General features: G+C 52.1%; 13 protein-coding genes, 1 pseudogene and 1 other annotated feature. Of the genes and pseudogenes, 13 read left to right on the top strand and 1 reads right to left on the bottom strand.

From position 1 onward, the window contains the following. Nucleotides 1–12 precede the first annotated feature (12 nt). The 4 genes from BUB68_RS03500 to BUB68_RS03485 all read left to right on the top strand — a co-directional run bounded on the left by BUB68_RS03500 (nucleotide 13) and on the right by BUB68_RS03485 (nucleotide 3,003). Complete coding sequence (locus BUB68_RS03500) at nucleotides 13–387, top strand: Sec-independent protein translocase subunit TatA/TatB (RefSeq protein ID WP_073088414.1); 375 nt, start codon at nucleotides 13–15, stop codon at nucleotides 385–387. A gap of 106 nt (nucleotides 388–493) precedes the next feature. Next, a complete protein-coding gene (locus BUB68_RS03495; RefSeq protein ID WP_073088413.1) occupies nucleotides 494–1,174 on the top strand; it encodes a response regulator transcription factor in 681 nt (226 codons plus the stop codon). Beyond that, entirely contained in the window at nucleotides 1,171–2,490 is a 1,320-nt protein-coding gene (locus tag BUB68_RS03490; protein ID WP_073088412.1) for a sensor histidine kinase, read from the top strand. The genes BUB68_RS03495 and BUB68_RS03490 overlap by 4 nt, the downstream gene beginning before the upstream one ends. A 72-nt stretch (nucleotides 2,491–2,562) precedes the next feature. Then, nucleotides 2,563–3,003, top strand: a complete 441-nt coding sequence (locus BUB68_RS03485; protein WP_073088411.1) for a hypothetical protein — start codon at nucleotides 2,563–2,565, stop codon at nucleotides 3,001–3,003. Between the two features lie 42 nt (nucleotides 3,004–3,045). Here the strand turns inward: BUB68_RS03485 and BUB68_RS03480 are convergent, their stop codons facing one another. Continuing rightward, complete coding sequence (locus BUB68_RS03480) at nucleotides 3,046–4,206, bottom strand: FprA family A-type flavoprotein (RefSeq protein ID WP_073088410.1); 1,161 nt, start codon at nucleotides 4,204–4,206, stop codon at nucleotides 3,046–3,048. A gap of 145 nt (nucleotides 4,207–4,351) precedes the next feature. After that, nucleotides 4,352–4,578 (top strand) — a binding site (T-box leader). Between the two features lie 45 nt (nucleotides 4,579–4,623). On the opposite strand from BUB68_RS03480, the gene BUB68_RS03475 reads away from it, so the two are divergent. The 9 genes and pseudogenes from BUB68_RS03475 (at nucleotide 4,624) to mce (ending at nucleotide 16,365) form a co-directional block, all read left to right on the top strand. Further along, nucleotides 4,624–7,299, top strand: coding sequence for a valine--tRNA ligase (locus tag BUB68_RS03475; protein ID WP_178139457.1), 2,676 nt, complete (start codon nucleotides 4,624–4,626; stop codon nucleotides 7,297–7,299). 14 nt (nucleotides 7,300–7,313) lie between these two features. Then, complete coding sequence (locus BUB68_RS03470) at nucleotides 7,314–8,627, top strand: bifunctional folylpolyglutamate synthase/dihydrofolate synthase (RefSeq protein ID WP_073088409.1); 1,314 nt, start codon at nucleotides 7,314–7,316, stop codon at nucleotides 8,625–8,627. A 20-nt stretch (nucleotides 8,628–8,647) separates the two neighbouring features. Further along, a pseudogene (locus BUB68_RS03465) lies at nucleotides 8,648–10,027 on the top strand (O-antigen ligase family protein); the annotation flags it as partial. Nucleotides 10,028–10,334: 307 nt separating this feature from the next. Beyond that, nucleotides 10,335–10,967: a redox-sensing transcriptional repressor Rex gene (locus tag BUB68_RS03460; protein WP_073088407.1), complete on the top strand. Its 633-nt coding sequence runs from the start codon at nucleotides 10,335–10,337 to the stop codon at nucleotides 10,965–10,967. A 262-nt stretch (nucleotides 10,968–11,229) separates the two neighbouring features. Continuing rightward, complete coding sequence (locus tag BUB68_RS03455) at nucleotides 11,230–12,735, top strand: acetyl-CoA hydrolase/transferase family protein (protein ID WP_014424711.1); 1,506 nt, start codon at nucleotides 11,230–11,232, stop codon at nucleotides 12,733–12,735. A gap of 50 nt (nucleotides 12,736–12,785) precedes the next feature. Further along, a complete protein-coding gene (locus BUB68_RS03450) occupies nucleotides 12,786–14,435 on the top strand; it encodes an acyl-CoA mutase large subunit family protein (protein ID WP_073088406.1) in 1,650 nt (549 codons plus the stop codon). 45 nt (nucleotides 14,436–14,480) lie between these two features. Next, nucleotides 14,481–14,876, top strand: coding sequence for a cobalamin B12-binding domain-containing protein (locus BUB68_RS03445; protein ID WP_014424709.1), 396 nt, complete (start codon nucleotides 14,481–14,483; stop codon nucleotides 14,874–14,876). 100 nt (nucleotides 14,877–14,976) lie between these two features. Continuing rightward, nucleotides 14,977–15,918 carry a methylmalonyl Co-A mutase-associated GTPase MeaB gene (gene meaB, locus BUB68_RS03440; protein WP_073088405.1) on the top strand — a complete coding sequence of 314 codons (942 nt, stop codon included), beginning with the start codon at nucleotides 14,977–14,979 and terminating at the stop codon, nucleotides 15,916–15,918. A 30-nt stretch (nucleotides 15,919–15,948) separates the two neighbouring features. Beyond that, entirely contained in the window at nucleotides 15,949–16,365 is a 417-nt protein-coding gene (gene mce / locus BUB68_RS03435) for a methylmalonyl-CoA epimerase (RefSeq protein WP_014424707.1), read from the top strand. The last annotated feature ends 39 nt before the right edge of the window (nucleotides 16,366–16,404 follow it).

Here is a 16,404-nt window from a genome sequence, read left to right as displayed (position 1 = left end):
AGGAGATTCACCATGTTTGGAATCGGTGTACCAGAACTTATCTTGATTTTGGTGGTAGGCCTGGTGGTTTTTGGCCCAGGTAAATTGCCGGAAATGGCTCGGACTTTAGGCAAAGGGATACGGGAATTCAAAAAAGCCACCAATGCTTTTTCACAGGCAATCAATGCGCCGTTGGAGACTCCGGTACAGCAGCAGGCCGCGCAGCAGCCGCAGCCGCAACCGCAATCACAACCTGCACAGCCCACGCAGAATGTGCAGCCTGCGCAGAGCGCACCTGCTGATGGCGCGCAGACGGCCGTTGCGGCACCTAAACCCGCATATGAAGCTCCTACGCAGGAGTCGGTGCGCCAGCAGATTGCAGAAAAGGCGAAAAAGACAGAAGCATAAAGAGTGAGAATAGAGTTTGTAAATGCTTACAAGCTCTATTTTTTCATTCCTTTTTCAAGAAAACGTGTTTATAATAGAGAAAGACAAAATTTTTGGAGGTGCGGTTATGCGTGTTTTATTAGCAGAAGACGATCGCCGCTTGGGCAAATTAGTGAAATACATGCTGGAGCAGAATAAGATAAAGGCAGATTGGGTGACCAATGGCAGTGAGGTCTATGAGTATGCCATGTTCACGGATTATGATATCCTGATCCTGGACTGGATGATGCCGGGGGAGAATGGTATTGATATCTGCAAGCGCTTGCGCACGGATGGCTATGCCAAGGCTATCCTGATGCTGACAGCCCGTGATTCTGTGGAGGACCGGGTTTCCGGACTGGATGCCGGCGCGGATGATTATCTGGTCAAACCTTTTGAGTTTGCCGAATTGATGGCCCGGCTGCGGGCTTTGGGGCGCCGCAGCACGCAGCAGATCCAGCAGGACAAGGTGGAAGTCGGTGACTTTACGCTGAATCGCACGACGAAGGTGCTGAAGAAAAATGATGAAGTCATCCAGCTTTCACCGCGTGAATTCCAGATATTTGATTTGCTGGTGCAGAATCTGGGCATCGTGGTACCAAGGGATATCCTGCTCGATCGCATCTGGGGCATGGAAGCAGATGTCAGTTCCAATAACATCGATTCCTATATCAAGATCTTGCGGAAAAAACTTGATATAGGTGATGGGGAAACTGTCATCAAGACTGTCCGTGGCATTGGCTATAAGCTGGAGGTCGGCGGGCAGTGACAGAAAATCTTTTTGGGAAGAGCCGTAAGCGGCTCACCACGTTATATTCCTTGGTTATGATCATCTTTTTGGCTATCCTGATTTTTGCCATGCATCAGTCGATGGATTGGTCTATCCGTTCGGAACAGGCAAGGGAGCTTTGGGATACTGCAGATAATGTAGCAGAAGCGCAGAAGTATCTGAATCAGCATCCAGAATTGGTGATTGATGACACGCTGGCCTATAAGAATACGAATGATCGCCTGTTTTTTTATGTTTTTGCAGAAGATGGCCGGCTGCTGAATTTTTCACGGGCATCTTTTCGCATTGAGCCGTTCATCCTGGATGTAATGGCCCAATGGAAGGCGCCGGAGGGCGATGTGGTTGTGGTGACCAAACCGAAGGAAAATGGACATAAATCGGAAATCATGATGACCACGCAAAAAATCACGGACCCTAATGGCACCGTGCAGATGGTTTATGTGGGCAAGGATGTCACGGCTCTCTATAACGGTATGGAGAAAGCTACCAGTATCATGGCGGGATTGGGGCTGCTGGCACTGGTTATTGCCACGATTGTGGGGCATATTCTTTCGGGCAAGGCAATGGTGCCATTAAAGGCCGCTTATGAAAAGCAGCGGCAATTTGCCGCCGATGCATCCCATGAGCTTAGAACGCCTTTGGCTGTAGTCATGGCTTCAGCAGAGATCCTGCAGAATGATCCGGAGATCAAGTCGCCGTTCCTCAAGCAGATAGTGGAAGATGTTCACGATGAAGTCAAGAAGATGACCAAGCTGGTCAGTGATTTGCTGGTGGTGGCACGCAGTGATAACAAGGCCTTGAAGCTGAAGCCCTCCAAATTCGACTTGGGGGCGGTGGCAGCGCAGACTGCCCGTATGATGCAGCCGCTGGCTGAACAAAAGAAAATCAGCATTGTGGCGGATAATCTGCCTAAGACCGTGATTCATGCAGATGAACAAAAGATTCGTCAGCTGGTGCTGATATTGGTGGATAATGCGGTTAAATACACGCCGGATGGCGGCAAGGTCACAGTGGAGATCCGTTCTGCTGAAAAGGGAAAAGCAGTCTTGGCTGTGCAGGATACAGGTATTGGCATTGCCGAGGAGGATCAGGAAAAAATATTCGATCGTTTCTATCGGGTAGATAAAGCCCGTTCCCGGGAGATGGGGGGAAATGGACTAGGATTGGCCATTGCGCAGGAAATCGTGGAACTTCATCATGGGCGTATTGATATTGACAGTAAGCTGGGACAAGGAACAACTTTTCTGGTGACTTTGAAGACTAAGACAAAGGGAAAAAATTTGCATATGTTTTAAGCTTATAGCAGGAAATTTGCCGTAGATAACGAATATAATTCTAAATAAAGGAAAATTTCCGGGGGGATGTGTATGAAACACTCGGGCCTGGATGACCGACTGGATCCCATCTTGGTACGGGCGGCTATGCGGCTGGAAGAGCGGATGCGTTTAGCCTATTTTCGCGGGAATCTGACCAAGTATTTAGACCGGATTGGTCTGGCTAAGTATATCGATGAGGAAAAACTGTTGAAGGGCAGCCTGCTGGATCTTCAGGACGATGCGGCGGTTGCCATGGCTTACTGCCTGCGTAAGGCACGTAAGCGGGGGTATCTCAAAGAGGCTTTGGACGAGCTGAACATGGCGGAACTGCTGCAGAAGGAAACGCGCATCAAGACTGTGGTACCTTCGCTGAAGCGGCAGCCGGAGCTGAATAAGGTGCAGCTGCAGATGGTCAAGGGCGAAAATAAATCCTCGGCATTGACTGAGGAAGAGAAGAAGGAGCTTCTGAAGAATTTCAAAGTGATAAAATAAAGACAACGCTGATGAGCATGGGTTCATCAGCGTTGTCTTTATTCAGATATCCTGGAGCTGTTTGGTGACTTCTGTCAGCTGTTCTGCCGTGGGCACATTGGCTAAGCGGATCTTGTCGAGGATGATCTCGCAGCCGCAGGCCTTCAGTTCTTCTTCTACCAGCCCGATACTCTGGCCACCCCAGCCGTAGGAGCCGAAGGCAAAGGCCTTTTTATTCTTGGGAGCCAGGCCTTTCAGATAGCAGAGGAAGCTGGCAATCGTGGGCATCATCTGATTGTTGATGGTGGGTGAACCGACAGCCAGATACTTAGCGGTCAGGATATCGGTGAGAATATCAGAAAGATGGTTTTCCTTGATATCGTAGAAGCCGACCGGAATATTCTTTTGCGCAAAGCCTTCTGCGATAGCGCGCGCCATCTTTTCCGTGGAATGCCACATGCTGTCAAAGACAATCACAGCCCGGTCCTCGCTTTCACAGCTGGACCATTGCTGGTATTTGGCCATGATTTCCGGTATATGGGAACGCCAGATGATGCCATGTCCTGTGGCAATCAGTTTGATGTCCAGGGTGCTCAATGCTTTGAGGGCGGTCTGGGCCTGACGGCCATAGAGCATCAGGATGTTGGCGTAGTATTTCTGGCATTCGTACATCAGCGTGGACAAATCCACTTCATCATCAAAGCGCTGGCTGGAGGCCAGATGCTCACCAAAGGCATCGTTGGAGAACAGGATCTGCTCTTCGGGGCAGTAGGTTACCATGCTGTCAGGCCAGTGAAGCATAGGTGTGGGCACGAATTGCAGAGTGCGGCTGCCGATGCTCAGGCTGTCACCGGCTTTGACCCCCTGATAGGGCAGGTCGCCGTAATGGGCTTTGAGGCCCTTGGCGCCGTTGGGCAGGCTCGTGACAATCTTTGCCTGGGGGCAATGCTTCATCATGAAGGGAAGGGCGCCGGAATGGTCGGGCTCTACATGGCTGGAGATGATATAGTCAATCCTGGACGGATCGATTACGGATTGAATGCGCGCTAGAAGTTCTTCGGCGAACGATTCCTTCACCGTATCGATCAGGGTGATCTTGTCGTCGATGATGAGATAGGCATTATAGGTGGTGCCGCGTCCTGTCTGGTAGCCGTGGAAACTGCGCATGGACCAGTCGATGGCGCCTACCCAGTAAATGCCTTTTTGTATTTCTAATGCCTGCATGATACTCCTCCTCATTGGTGATAGAATGAATTGCTGAAACTAACATGTTATTTCGGCAAAGGAATGGTTTTTCCTGCCTGTTATGCCGTTTTGCCATTGTCAAGTATAGGTTTTTGTGGTAGAATTAACGCCGTATCAAGTGAATAGCATGGCAATGACAAAGAGGAGTAGGGCTGGTGTTGCAGCGTAGAGAGAAAACGGTTGGTGAAAGTTTTCGTGTGACAGGTCTGAAGGTCGCTTTGGAGCTTCTGCATTGAACGGCAGTAGGTGTGGACGTTCGCCGCGTTAAGGCTTTGAGCTGGCTTGTCAGCAGGTGATTGACCGGTCAGGAACATTGGTGGTACCACGAGAGTATGTGCTTTCGTCCTTTGGGGCGAAGGCGCTTTTTATTTTGTAGGTTTCGTAAGGAGGATAATGATGAGCGAAGTTTTGGAGCAGGAAAATAATATTCCGAAGGTTTATGACCCGCAGTCGTTTGAAAAGAAATGGTATAAGTTCTGGGAGGACAACAAACTCTTCCACGCAGAAGTGGACAAGAGCAAGAAGCCGTACAGCATGGTAATCCCGCCGCCAAACGTCACGGGCCAGCTCCATATGGGCCATGCGCTGGACAATACGCTGCAGGATATCCTGATTCGCTTCCGCCGCATGCAGGGCTACAACGCCGTCTGGATTCCGGGATGCGACCATGCCGGCATCGCTACCCAGGCCAAGGTGGAGGCTTCCCTGCGTGAGGAAGGCACCAACCGCTATGAGTTGGGCCGCGAGAAATTCCTGGAACGCGTCTGGGACTGGAAGGAACAGTATGGCAACCGCATCATGTCCCAGCTGCGCTCCCTGGGTTCCTCCTGTGATTGGGACCGTCAGCGTTTCACCATGGACGAGGGCTGCTCTGCGGCTGTCCGTGAGGTTTTCGTAAGCCTCTATGAAAAGGGCCTGATCTATCAGGGCACCCGCATCACCAACTGGTGCCCCAACTGCAACACGGCCATTTCCGATATCGAAGTGGAGCACGAAAATGAAGCCGGCCATCTCTGGCATCTGCGCTATCAGGTAGAGGGCACGGACAAGTACGTGGAAATCGCTACCACCCGTCCTGAGACCATGTTTGGTGATACGGGCGTGGCTGTTCATCCCGAAGATGAACGCTATAAGGACATTGTCGGCAAGACGCTGATCCTGCCTATCGTGAATCGCCGCATTCCGCTGTTCGCCGATGAATATGTAGACAAGGAATTCGGTACTGGTGCCGTAAAAGTAACGCCGGCTCATGACCCCAACGACTTTGAGATGGGCCTGCGCCACAATCTGGAACAGATCAAGGTCATCGGCAATGACGGCCATATGCTGGAAGGCGCTGGCAAGTATGAGGGCATGGATCGCTACGAATGCCGCAAGGCCCTCGTGAAGGAACTGGAAGAGCTGGGCGTGCTGGTATCCGTAGAGGAACATGAACATGCTGTTGGCCATTGCTCCCGTTGCCACAGCACCATCGAGCCGCTGGTTTCCAAGCAGTGGTTCGTGAAGATGGAAGGCCTGGCCAAACCGGCTATGGAAGCTGTGCAGGATGGCCGCATCAAGTTCGTGCCGGAACGTTTCAGCAAGATTTACCTGCAGTGGCTCGAAAACATCCGCGATTGGTGCATCTCCCGTCAGCTCTGGTGGGGCCATCGCATTCCGGCCTGGTACTGCGATGACTGCGGCAAGACCAGCGTGTCCCGCACGGACCTGGCGGAGTGTCCGCACTGCCACAGCAAGCATATCCATCAGGATGAAGATGTGCTGGATACCTGGTTCAGCTCTGGTCTCTGGCCGTTTGAAACCATGGGCTGGCCGAAAGAGACGGAAGAGCTCAAGCATTTCTATCCCACGGCAACCCTCGTAACCGGCTACGACATCATCTTCTTCTGGGTAGCTCGCATGGTCATGATGGGCCTCGAATTCGGCAAGGACATTCCCTTCAAGCATGTATTCATCCACGGTCTCGTACGTGACAGCCAGGGGCGCAAGATGTCCAAGTCCCTGGGCAATGGTATTGACCCGGTGGAAGTCATCGAAAAATATGGCGCTGACACCCTGCGTTTCATGCTGATTACGGGCAACACTCCGGGCAACGACATGCGCTTCTATTGGGAACGCGTGGAATCTGCGCGCAACTTTGCCAACAAGATTTGGAACGCTTCCCGCTATATGCTCATGAACCTCGAAGGCTTTGATAAGAGCTTCAAGCCGGAAGAGGCGGATTATACGCTGGCTGACCGCTGGATTCTCTCCCGTTATGCCCGCACGGTGCGCGACGTGACGGAAAACCTCGACAAGTTCGAGCTGGGTGAAGCTGGCCGCATGATTTACGAGTTCATCTGGAACGAGTTCTGCGATTGGTACATCGAGCTCACCAAGTCCCGTCTCTATGACAAGGAAAATGTCCGTGCCCGCAACACGGCCCTCTACGTGCTGAGCTATGTGCTGGAAGGCACCCTGCGCCTGCTGCATCCCTTCATGCCCTTCCTCACGGAAGAAATCTGGCAGAAGGTTCCTCATGACGAAGCCCTCAAGAGCATCATGGAAACGGAATGGCCCCATGGTGATGAAGGCTGCATCAGCGAGGATATCGAAGCGCAGATGACCGCCATCATGGAAACCATCAAGACTGTCCGTAACATGCGCGCGGAAGTCGGTGCTGCTCCGAGCAAGAAGAGCGAGCTCATCCTGAGCTTCACCGATGAGTCCCTGCGTTCCGTATTTACGGAAAACCAGAGCTATCTGGACAAGCTGGCTTCCTCTGAACCCATCACCATCCTGCCGGCTGGTGCCGCAAAACCGGAAAACGCTATGGCCGGTGTGGTCAGCGGCGTGGAGGTATTCCTGCCGCTCAAGGGCCTCATTGACGTGGAAAAGGAAACTGCCCGCCTCACGAAGGAACTGGAGAAATTGGAAAAGGAAATCAGCCGTTTGGCCAAGAAACTGGGCAATGAAGGCTTCCTGGCCAAGGCTCCTGCTGATGTAGTAGCAGGTGAGAAGGAGAAACTGGCTGGTTACGAGGAAAAGAAAAAATCTGTGGAAAGCCGTATGCAGGACTTGGCTAAACTTTGATAGGGGTGTCCTATATGAACTATGAGGAGTCTCTGGATTATCTGGAAAGCCTCAATATATTTGGCATTAGACTTGGCTTGGAACGCATTCAAAAATTACTCGCAAGATTGGAATTACCGCAGGAACGCTATCGCACGATCCATGTGACGGGAACCAATGGCAAAGGCTCCGTGTCCGCCATGCTGGCGGGCATCCTGCGCCATTCGGGCATCCGCACGGGCTTCTATAGTTCGCCCCATCTCGTTTCCTATACGGAGCGGATACGGGTGGACGGCCAGCCCATCAGTGAACAGGAATTTGCCGACTGCCTGAGTACCATCAAGGTCTATGTGGATCAGATGGTGGCCGAAGGCGAGGAATGTCCGACGCAGTTTGAAGTGCTCACGGCGCTGGCTTTCGTTTACTTTGCCATCAAACATGTAGAGTATGCGGTGATTGAAGTGGGACTCGGGGGACTCCTCGATTCCACCAATGTCATCGTGCCGGAAGTCTCTGTCATCACCAATGTGACCTTGGAACATGCGGACCGCTGTGGCGGTACGCTGGAAGGGGTAGCCCATCATAAGGCGGGCATCATCAAGGATGATGTGCCCGTGGTGACGGCGGCTCAGGGAGAAGCACTGGAAATCATCCGGCAGACGGCAGAGGAGAAAAACGCCGATATCTTTGTGGCCGGCGAGGATTTCAGTGCGGAATTCATCAGCTGTGAAAGCAATTTCCAACGGTTGGAGTTTTCCTCGGGGTTGTTGGGGGCGGTGAAGGTACCTTTTACCCTGCATCTGATGGGCAAGCATCAGATCGAGAATGCCGCTGTGGCGGTGATGACGGCCCAACTCATTCATAACCTGGACAGCCGCATCACCAATAAGACCATCGATGATGCTCTGAGTCTCGTGAGCTGGCCGGCCCGGTTCGAACGGGTGGACATGGGCAGCCAGAAAATCATCATCGATGGTGCCCATAACCCTGCGGGCATGCAGGCACTGCGGGAAAGCCTCGACCTTTACTATCCGGTGGATGAACGGGTTTATCTGCTGGGCATCCTCAAGGACAAGGATATCGAACATATGCTTGGCACCTTGCTGCGCCCGAATGATACGGTGATTGTCACCGTACCGCATTCGGATAGGGCCAGCGATCCACAGATCCTGACGGGGCAGGTGGCCCGATACGTACAGCATGTGGAGACGATGGCTGATAATGACGAAGCTCTGAATCGGGCATTGGAACTGGCCAATGGTGAAAAATTGCTGGTGATGGCAGGTTCCCTCTATCTGGTCGGCGGCCTCAGGCAGATGCTGCTGGATAAGAAGGGAGGAGAAGCATGAGTGCGGAAGAATCCTCCGAAATGAGGGCCGTCAATGCCAGACGGCGGGCGGCGAACAAAGAGAAATGGAGGGCAAGGTATATCAAATGGTCCTGGCAGTTTGTGCTGGCCGAAGCCTTCCTGCTGGCGCTCGTGCCGCCGGCTGCAACGGCGGCGCTGGTCCTGGCCACGATACTGACCATCCTGCGGTTCCGTGCGGATAAGGAATTCACCTTCCGGCATCTGCCCTTTGATGTGCCCTTGGGCTTGTTTGTCCTGCTAAGTGCGCTGTCCATCCTGGTATCGCCGGACAGGGCTTTCAGTTTCTACAACTGGTATAATCTGGTGGGGGTCTATGTATTGACCTATCTGGTCGTGGGCCAGAATCTGCGCAGCCGCCAGCAGGTCAAGGAACTGCTGGTGGTCGTGGGCGCTGCGGCAGTGCTTGTCCTGCTTTATGGCTTCTATCAGTTCCTGTTCGGTATCGATATCAGTGCCATGAAATGGGTGGATGGCGATGCTTTCCCGGAACTTAGGAAGCGTGTGTTCTCAACTTGGGAGAATCCTAATATCCTGGCAGGCTACCTCGATATCATCATTTGTCTGGCCTTTGGCCTGTTCATCAAGGCGGGCACGAAGCAGAAACGCATGGTTCTGGGCGGATTGCTGGCCGCTGCCGCTGCCTGCCTGGCCATGACCTATGCCCGGGGAGCTTGTCTGGTGATTGCCGTGATTTTCGTGGCTTATGGCATGCTCAAGGACTGGCGGGTATTGCTGGTCTGTGCTGTGGTGGCGGCGGGATTGCTGCTGGCCGATCCAGTGCTCTATGAGCGCCTGTCCTCGGTCTTCACTAAGGTCGATACATCCTCGGAAATGAGGCTGGCCTTCTGGGAAAGCACCATAGCCATGATTCAGGACCATCCGTTCCTGGGCATTGGCTGGGGCGCTTATTGGAAGGTTTATCCTGAGTATGATTTTTATCTGCAGGGTGCCGATATCCTCATTGTGCATGCGCATAATATGTATTTGAATTATGCGGCAGAAATCGGTATTCCTGGAATGCTTTCCTTTATGTGGCTGTTCTTCGGTTCCCTGTGGCTGGCTTTGCAGCAAAGATTCCTGCCGGCAGAGCCGGCGGTATCTGCTCCCACGCCCTTTGATTACAATGAGGATGGGGCCGTGGATGCAGAACTCAAGAAAATCAGCGACAGCGTACAGCGGCCGGAAGAGGCTCCACAGATTCCCTTTTGGCAGGATTTCATCCATTGGGAGGATTGGCGTCTTTTCAGCGGCGCTTCCTTAGGTCTGGGACTCGCGTTGATTTCGGTGGCCCTTAATGGTATTACCGATGATCTGCTGTTCAATATCCCGTCCTCTATGTTCCTATGGATGCTGATGGCTTTCATTGCTGCTTTGGCTGCCTTTAATCCACCACAGGATGATGAGATGGAAGAGATTCCTGTGGCTGCGGCGGAAGAGGAGCCTGCTGGTGAGGAAATCGCTGCAGAGCCGACATTAGCTGAGAAGATGAAGGCTGATATGGATGAAGCACAGCAGGCGGCAGAGAGCAAATCCGCTGCAGAATCTGCTGCAGAACCTGCGGAAGCGGGCGAAACTGTTGAAAAAGCTGCGGAGGGAGAAGCGGCAGCAGCTGCTGATGAAGAAGCAAAGAACAGCAGCGAAGAGAAACAGCAGGACGATATCAAAGACGAAAAGGAGGCAGAGGTTCATGAAAAGTCAGGTGAACATATCAAAGGCGACCATTGACCGGCTGCCCCTGTATTTCCGTACACTGCGGCTGGCGCAGGATGAGGGCAAGGATATCATTTCCTCGGATGAGCTGGGACGCCGCTTGGGAATCACCCCGGAACAGATCCGCAAAGATCTGGCATCCTTCGGCCAGTTCGGCAAAAAGGGTGTGGGCTATTATGTCAACGAACTCAAGCGTAATGTGGGCGATATTTTAGGGCTGGATAACCATTGGAATATCGCCATTGTAGGTATCGGTCATCTGGGGGCGGCACTGGCGAACTTCCATAATTTTGTTACATTAGGCTTCAATTTGGTGGCTCTCTTTGATGAAGACCCGGAGGTTATCGGTACCACGGTGAACCATATCAAGGTGGAGGATGTGGCGAATTTGGAACAGATCGTGCAGGAGCGCCATATCCATATCGGCATCATTGCCGTGCCTGCAGCCTTTGCCCAAGGAGTGGCGGATAAGCTGGTGGCTGCCGGTGTCAAGGGTATCTGGAATTTTGCCCCCATCAAGATGGAAGTGCCAAGTTCCATGCATATTGTCAACGAAGATCTGTCGGTAGGACTCAGCAGCCTTTCCTATCACATCACGAGAAAGCAATAAGAAATTTTCATAAATGTGGCAAAAACGCCGTCAAGTTATCTTGACGGCGTTTTCTTTTCGTGCTAACATAGGTCGTGGGGCATAATCAATACATAGTAGTACGATAATCTATGATTATAATTCATGATAACGATAACCTTGTGTTATCATTGATGAAAAAAAGGTAATCATAGTTATGATTTATCTATTATGTCGAGCCCGTGTTATTAAAATCTGTTGCCGGAACCGAAGATGGGTCGGCACTGATGAGGGAGGATTTTTCATGATTGATATTCTCGACCGCGTGCGCAACAAAGAGTTGCAGAGCAAGATTGTCACGGCGGAAGAAGCAGCAGCTTTTTTCAAAGAAGGCATGAATGTTGCAACCAGTGGTTTTACAGCCTCGGCATATCCGAAAGCCATTCCACTGGCATTAGCTGAACGGATGAAGAAAGAGCCGTTCACCATTAACCTCTGGACGGGAGCTTCCACAGGCCCAGAGCTGGATGAGGCATTGGCCAAAGTTCATGGTATCAAGAAGCGTTTACCCTACCAGACGGATAAGGATCTGCGCAATGAAATCAACGACGGTTCTGTAGATTATCTGGATCTGCATCTTTCCGAGTCAGCCCAGCTCAGCCGTTGCGGCTATCTTGGCAAAGTGGATGTGGCAGTGGTAGAGGCCTGTGCCATTACGGAAGAAGGCAATATTATCCCGACGACATCCCTAGGCAATGCTGCTTCCTATGTGCAGAGCGCCGATACGGTCATCGTGGAAGTCAATACTTCCCAGCCGCTGGAACTTGAGGGCATGCATGATGTGTATATCCCGATGGATCCGCCAAACCGCCTGCCCATTCCCATCGTCAAGGCTACGGATCGTGTAGGTACGCCTTATATCCCCTGCACGCCGGATAAGATCAAATACATCGTTCCCTGCGATATTCCTGACCATACGCGTCCGCTGAAGGCGATTGATGAGGATTCCCGCAAGATGAGCCAGTTCACGCTGGACTTCCTCAAGAAGGAAGTGGAAGCCGGCCGCATGCCGAAGAACCTGCTGCCGCTGCAGTCTGGTGTCGGCAACGTAGCCAACGCTGTTATGGCAGGGTTCGTAGATTCCGACCTCAAGGATCTGACGGTCTACACCGAAGTAATCCAGGACGGCATGCTCGACCTCATCGATGCCGGCAAGCTGCTGATTGCCTCTGGTACGGCTTTCAGCCCATCGCCGGAAGGCATGGCACGTTTCTATAAGGATGTGGCCAAATACAAGAAGTATCTGTTGCTGCGTCCGGAAGAAATCTCCAACAGCCCGGAAGTCGTTCACCGTCTCGGCGTTATCGCCATGAACACGGCTATCGAAGTGGATATCTACGGTAATGTCAACTCCACGCATATCACGGGTACCAAGATGATGAACGGTATCGGCGGCAGCGGCGACTTTGCCCGCAACGCATATCTTACCATCTTCTATACGCCGTCCATTGCCAAGGGCGGCAAGATTTCCGCAGTTGTGCCGATGTGCTCCCATATCGACCACACGGAACACGATGTGGACATCATCATCACGGAACAGGGTATTGCCGATCTCCGTGGCAAGGCTCCGCGTGAGCGCGCTTTGGAAATCATCAATAACTGCGCCCATCCGGACTATCGTCCGATTCTGCTGGATTACTTCGAGAGAGCAACCGAAGCAACCCATCATGCCAATACGCCGCATATCCTCGAAGAGGCTCTGTCTTTCCATGAGAGATTCGTGGCCAATGGCAGCATGATGAAAGACTAATACAAAATATATAGATAGATTTAACTGAATGAAGCAGGAGGTATATCCTAATGAGCACGGAAAAAATTCAGGCTGAGCTGGCCAAATACCAGGCTAAAGTCGAAAAAGCAGTAGCACGTTTCCCGGAACGTCCCCATCTGCCGGAGCAGCGTCTTTATACGCCGCTGGATATCAAAGGTGATGACTATGCGGACGAGATCAGCTTCCCGGGCGTTTATCCTTTCACCCGTGGTGTACAGCCGACGATGTATCGTGGTCGTTTTTGGACCATGCGTATGTATGCCGGTTTTTCCACGGCAGAAGAATCCAACAAGCGCTATCGCATGCTGATCGAGAACGGTGCTACGGGCCTGTCCTGCGCCTTCGACCTGCCGACGCAGATCGGTTATGATTCCACTGACCCGATTTCCGAAGGTGAAGTCGGTAAGGTTGGCGTAGCCATCGACTCCCTGGCTGATATGGAAACGCTCTTTGACCAGATCGATCTGGGCAAGGTTTCCACGTCCATGACCATCAATGCACCGGCTTCGGTCCTTTTGGCCATGTATATCGCTGTGGCTGAGAAGCAGGGGGTTCCTGCTGACCAGCTCCGTGGTACGATTCAGAACGATATCCTGAAAGAATACGCAGCCCGCGGCACGTATATCTTCCCTCCGCGCCCGTCCATGCGTCTGATCACGAATATCTTTGAATACTGCTCCCAGAACGTACCGAAATGGAACACGATTTCCATCTCCGGTTACCATATCCGTGAAGCAGGTTCCACGGCAGCGCAGGAAATCGCTTTCACCATCGCTGATGGTATCGCTTATTGCGAAGCTGCTATCAAAGCTGGCCTGAAAATCGACGATTTCGCTGGCCGCCTGTCCTTCTTCTGGAACGCACACAACAACGTGCTCGAAGAAGTTGCCAAGTTCCGTGCTTCCCGCCGTATTTGGGCGAAAGTCATGAAGGAACGCTTCCATGCTGAAAAAGATAAATCCATGATGCTGCGTTTCCACACTCAGACTGCCGGCTCCATGCTGACGGCTCAGCAGCCGAACAACAACATTGTCCGTGTTGCTCTGCAGACGGCCGCTGCTGTTATGGGTGGTACGCAGTCCCTGCACACCAACTCCCGCGATGAAGCTCTGGCTCTGCCGACGCAGGAATCCGTTACGATTGCTCTGCGCACGCAGCAGATCGTGGCTTATGAAAGCGGTCTGGCTGATGTCATCGACCCGCTGGCTGGTTCCTACTATGTAGAAGCTATGACGGATAAGATCGAGGCTGAAGCTTGGGATTACATCAAGAAGATTGACGATATGGGCGGTGCTGTTGCTGCTATCGAAAAGGGCTACATCCAGAAAGAAATCCAGGATTCCGCTTATAAATGGCAGATGGATGTTGAATCCGGTGCCCGCACCATCGTTGGTGTCAACAAATTCCAGATGGAAAATGAAGAACCTCCAAAAGATCTGCTGAAGGTTGATGAAGCTGTTGGCGAACGCCAGAAGGCTAAAGTCAACGCCATGAAGGAAAAACGCGACAACGAGGCTGTTAAAGCTGCTCTGGCTGACCTCAAGACGGCTTGCCAGGACGAAAACGAAAACCTTATGCCGCACATTCTCGCCGCTGTCAAGACCTACGCAACGCTCGGTGAAATCTGCAACGTCATGCGTGAAGTCTTCGGCGAATACGAAGCTCATGTCAGCCTGTAATTAAAAGCAAATCGTAATATAGCGTTTAGCTTGGAGGAATACAAAATGGAAAAGAAAATCAGAGTTCTTGTTGCCAAACCGGGCCTTGATGGCCATGACCGCGGTGCAAAAGTTGTTGCCCGTGCCCTGCGTGATGCCGGCTTTGAAGTTATCTACACGGGCCTGCGCCAGACTCCGGAACAGATTGCCGAAGCTGCCCTGCAGGAAGATGTCAATGTTGTTGCGATGAGCATCCTGTCTGGTGCACATGGTCACCTCTTCCCGAAAGTCGTTGACCTCATCCGTGGCAATGGCATGACCGATACACTCATCATCGGCGGCGGCGTTATTCCTGATGGCGATATCCCGGCCCTCAAGGAAGCTGGCGTAGCCGAAGTATTCACGCCGGGCACCCCGACCAGCGATGTGGTCAACTTCATCAAGGAAAATGTAAAGCTCTAATTAAGCGGGACAAGTAAGTGTTAGGAGGGGGAAGCTGGCTGAGATGAGCTTTCCTCCCTGACACTATTTTCTTGCATTACTACCGAGAGGTGGTGACAAGTTGGATATAGCAAAAGAATTACTCAAGGGCAATCGTCTGGCGCTTTCAAGGGCCATTACCGCCATTGAAAACGAATATCCTGAAGCCACGGAAATTATGAAGGAAATCTATTCACATACCGGACATGCGTATGTGCTGGGGATTACCGGGCCACCAGGAGCAGGCAAGAGTACCCTGACGGATAAGATCACCCGGGCTTATCGAGCCCAGGGCAAGACCGTGGGCATTGTGGCGGTGGATCCAACCAGCCCCTTTACCGGCGGTGCCATCTTAGGGGATCGTATCCGTATGAATGACCTGACACTTGACGAGGGAGTCTTTATCCGTAGTATGGGCACCCGTGGCAGTCTGGGAGGGTTATCCCATAAGACTGCTGATGCCGTAAAGGCCATGGATGCTTTCGGAAAGGACATCATCATCGTCGAGACCGTTGGTGTAGGCCAGTCGGAGGTGGATATCGTCAAAGCCGCCGACACCACGATGGTTGTATTGATTCCCGGCATGGGGGATGATATCCAGGCCATCAAGGCTGGTATCTTAGAGATTGGTGATCTGTACTGCATCAATAAATCTGACCTTGACGGGGCGGACAAATTGGTGCGGGAAATCAATATGATGCTGGATTTGGACAGCTTCATGACCGACTGGCGGCCGCCCATTACCAAGGTGATTGCCAGTCAGAATGAGGGCATTGAAGAGCTGATTGGTACTGTAGAAAAGCACAGGGCGTATATCGAAGGCAATGGTGAACTCACCAAGCGCCGCACGAAGCGCACCCGTGATGAAATGCTCGACATCCTGAACAGCGGCATCAACAATCACGTCAAGAGACAGATTGTGGATAGCGGCCGTTTGGATGCCTTTGTGGAAAAGATTCGCGCTCATGATACCGATCCCTATACGGTAGTAGGGGATTTGATGGACGAGATGTTGAAAAAATAATGTAATCGATTATTTTAGGAGGTATGAATCATGTTTAAGGTATTAGGTGTAGACCATATCGGTATTGCTGTTGGTGACCTCAAGGAAGTGGGTTCCTTCTGGGGCGATATGCTGGGCCTGCCCAACAATGGTGAGGAAACCGTTGAGGAGCAGAAAGTGACCACGGGCTTCTTCCCGACCCCGAATGGCAGTGAGATTGAACTGCTTGCAGCTACGGCTGATGATTCCCCGATTGCCAAGTTCATCGAAAAGAATGGCGGCCGCGGCGGCATCCAGCACATTGCCCTGCGTGTGGATAACCTCGAAGCAGCTCTGGCTGACCTCAAGGAAAAAGGTGTGCGCCTGATTGACGAAAAGCCTCGCAAAGGTGCTGGCGGCGCTAAGATTGCTTTCGTTCATCCGAAAGCTTCTCATGGCGTACTGCTGGAACTTTGCCAGCGCGACTGATTGAACGGTCGGTTATGATAAGATTTAGCGGCAACGGTA

It is taken from the genome of Pseudoselenomonas ruminantium (genome assembly GCF_900142515.1).
In the GTDB taxonomy this organism is placed as follows: Bacteria; Bacillota; Negativicutes; order Selenomonadales; family Selenomonadaceae; genus Selenomonas_A; species Selenomonas_A ruminantium_D.
This window is presented reverse-complemented; position numbering and strand designations above follow the sequence as displayed.

Coding starts and splice junctions, on each gene's coding strand:
- BUB68_RS03500 (WP_073088414.1), top strand. CDS start 13: ATGTTTGGAATCGGTGTACCAGAACTTATCTTGATTTTGGTGGTAGGC.
- BUB68_RS03495 (WP_073088413.1), top strand. CDS start 494: ATGCGTGTTTTATTAGCAGAAGACGATCGCCGCTTGGGCAAATTAGTG.
- BUB68_RS03485 (WP_073088411.1), top strand. CDS start 2,563: ATGAAACACTCGGGCCTGGATGACCGACTGGATCCCATCTTGGTACGG.
- BUB68_RS03480 (WP_073088410.1), bottom strand. CDS start 4,206: ATGCAGGCATTAGAAATACAAAAAGGCATTTACTGGGTAGGCGCCATC.
- BUB68_RS03475 (WP_178139457.1), top strand. CDS start 4,624: ATGAGCGAAGTTTTGGAGCAGGAAAATAATATTCCGAAGGTTTATGAC.
- BUB68_RS03470 (WP_073088409.1), top strand. CDS start 7,314: ATGAACTATGAGGAGTCTCTGGATTATCTGGAAAGCCTCAATATATTT.
- BUB68_RS03460 (WP_073088407.1), top strand. CDS start 10,335: ATGAAAAGTCAGGTGAACATATCAAAGGCGACCATTGACCGGCTGCCC.
- BUB68_RS03455 (WP_014424711.1), top strand. CDS start 11,230: ATGATTGATATTCTCGACCGCGTGCGCAACAAAGAGTTGCAGAGCAAG.
- BUB68_RS03450 (WP_073088406.1), top strand. CDS start 12,786: ATGAGCACGGAAAAAATTCAGGCTGAGCTGGCCAAATACCAGGCTAAA.
- BUB68_RS03445 (WP_014424709.1), top strand. CDS start 14,481: ATGGAAAAGAAAATCAGAGTTCTTGTTGCCAAACCGGGCCTTGATGGC.
- mce (WP_014424707.1), top strand. CDS start 15,949: ATGTTTAAGGTATTAGGTGTAGACCATATCGGTATTGCTGTTGGTGAC.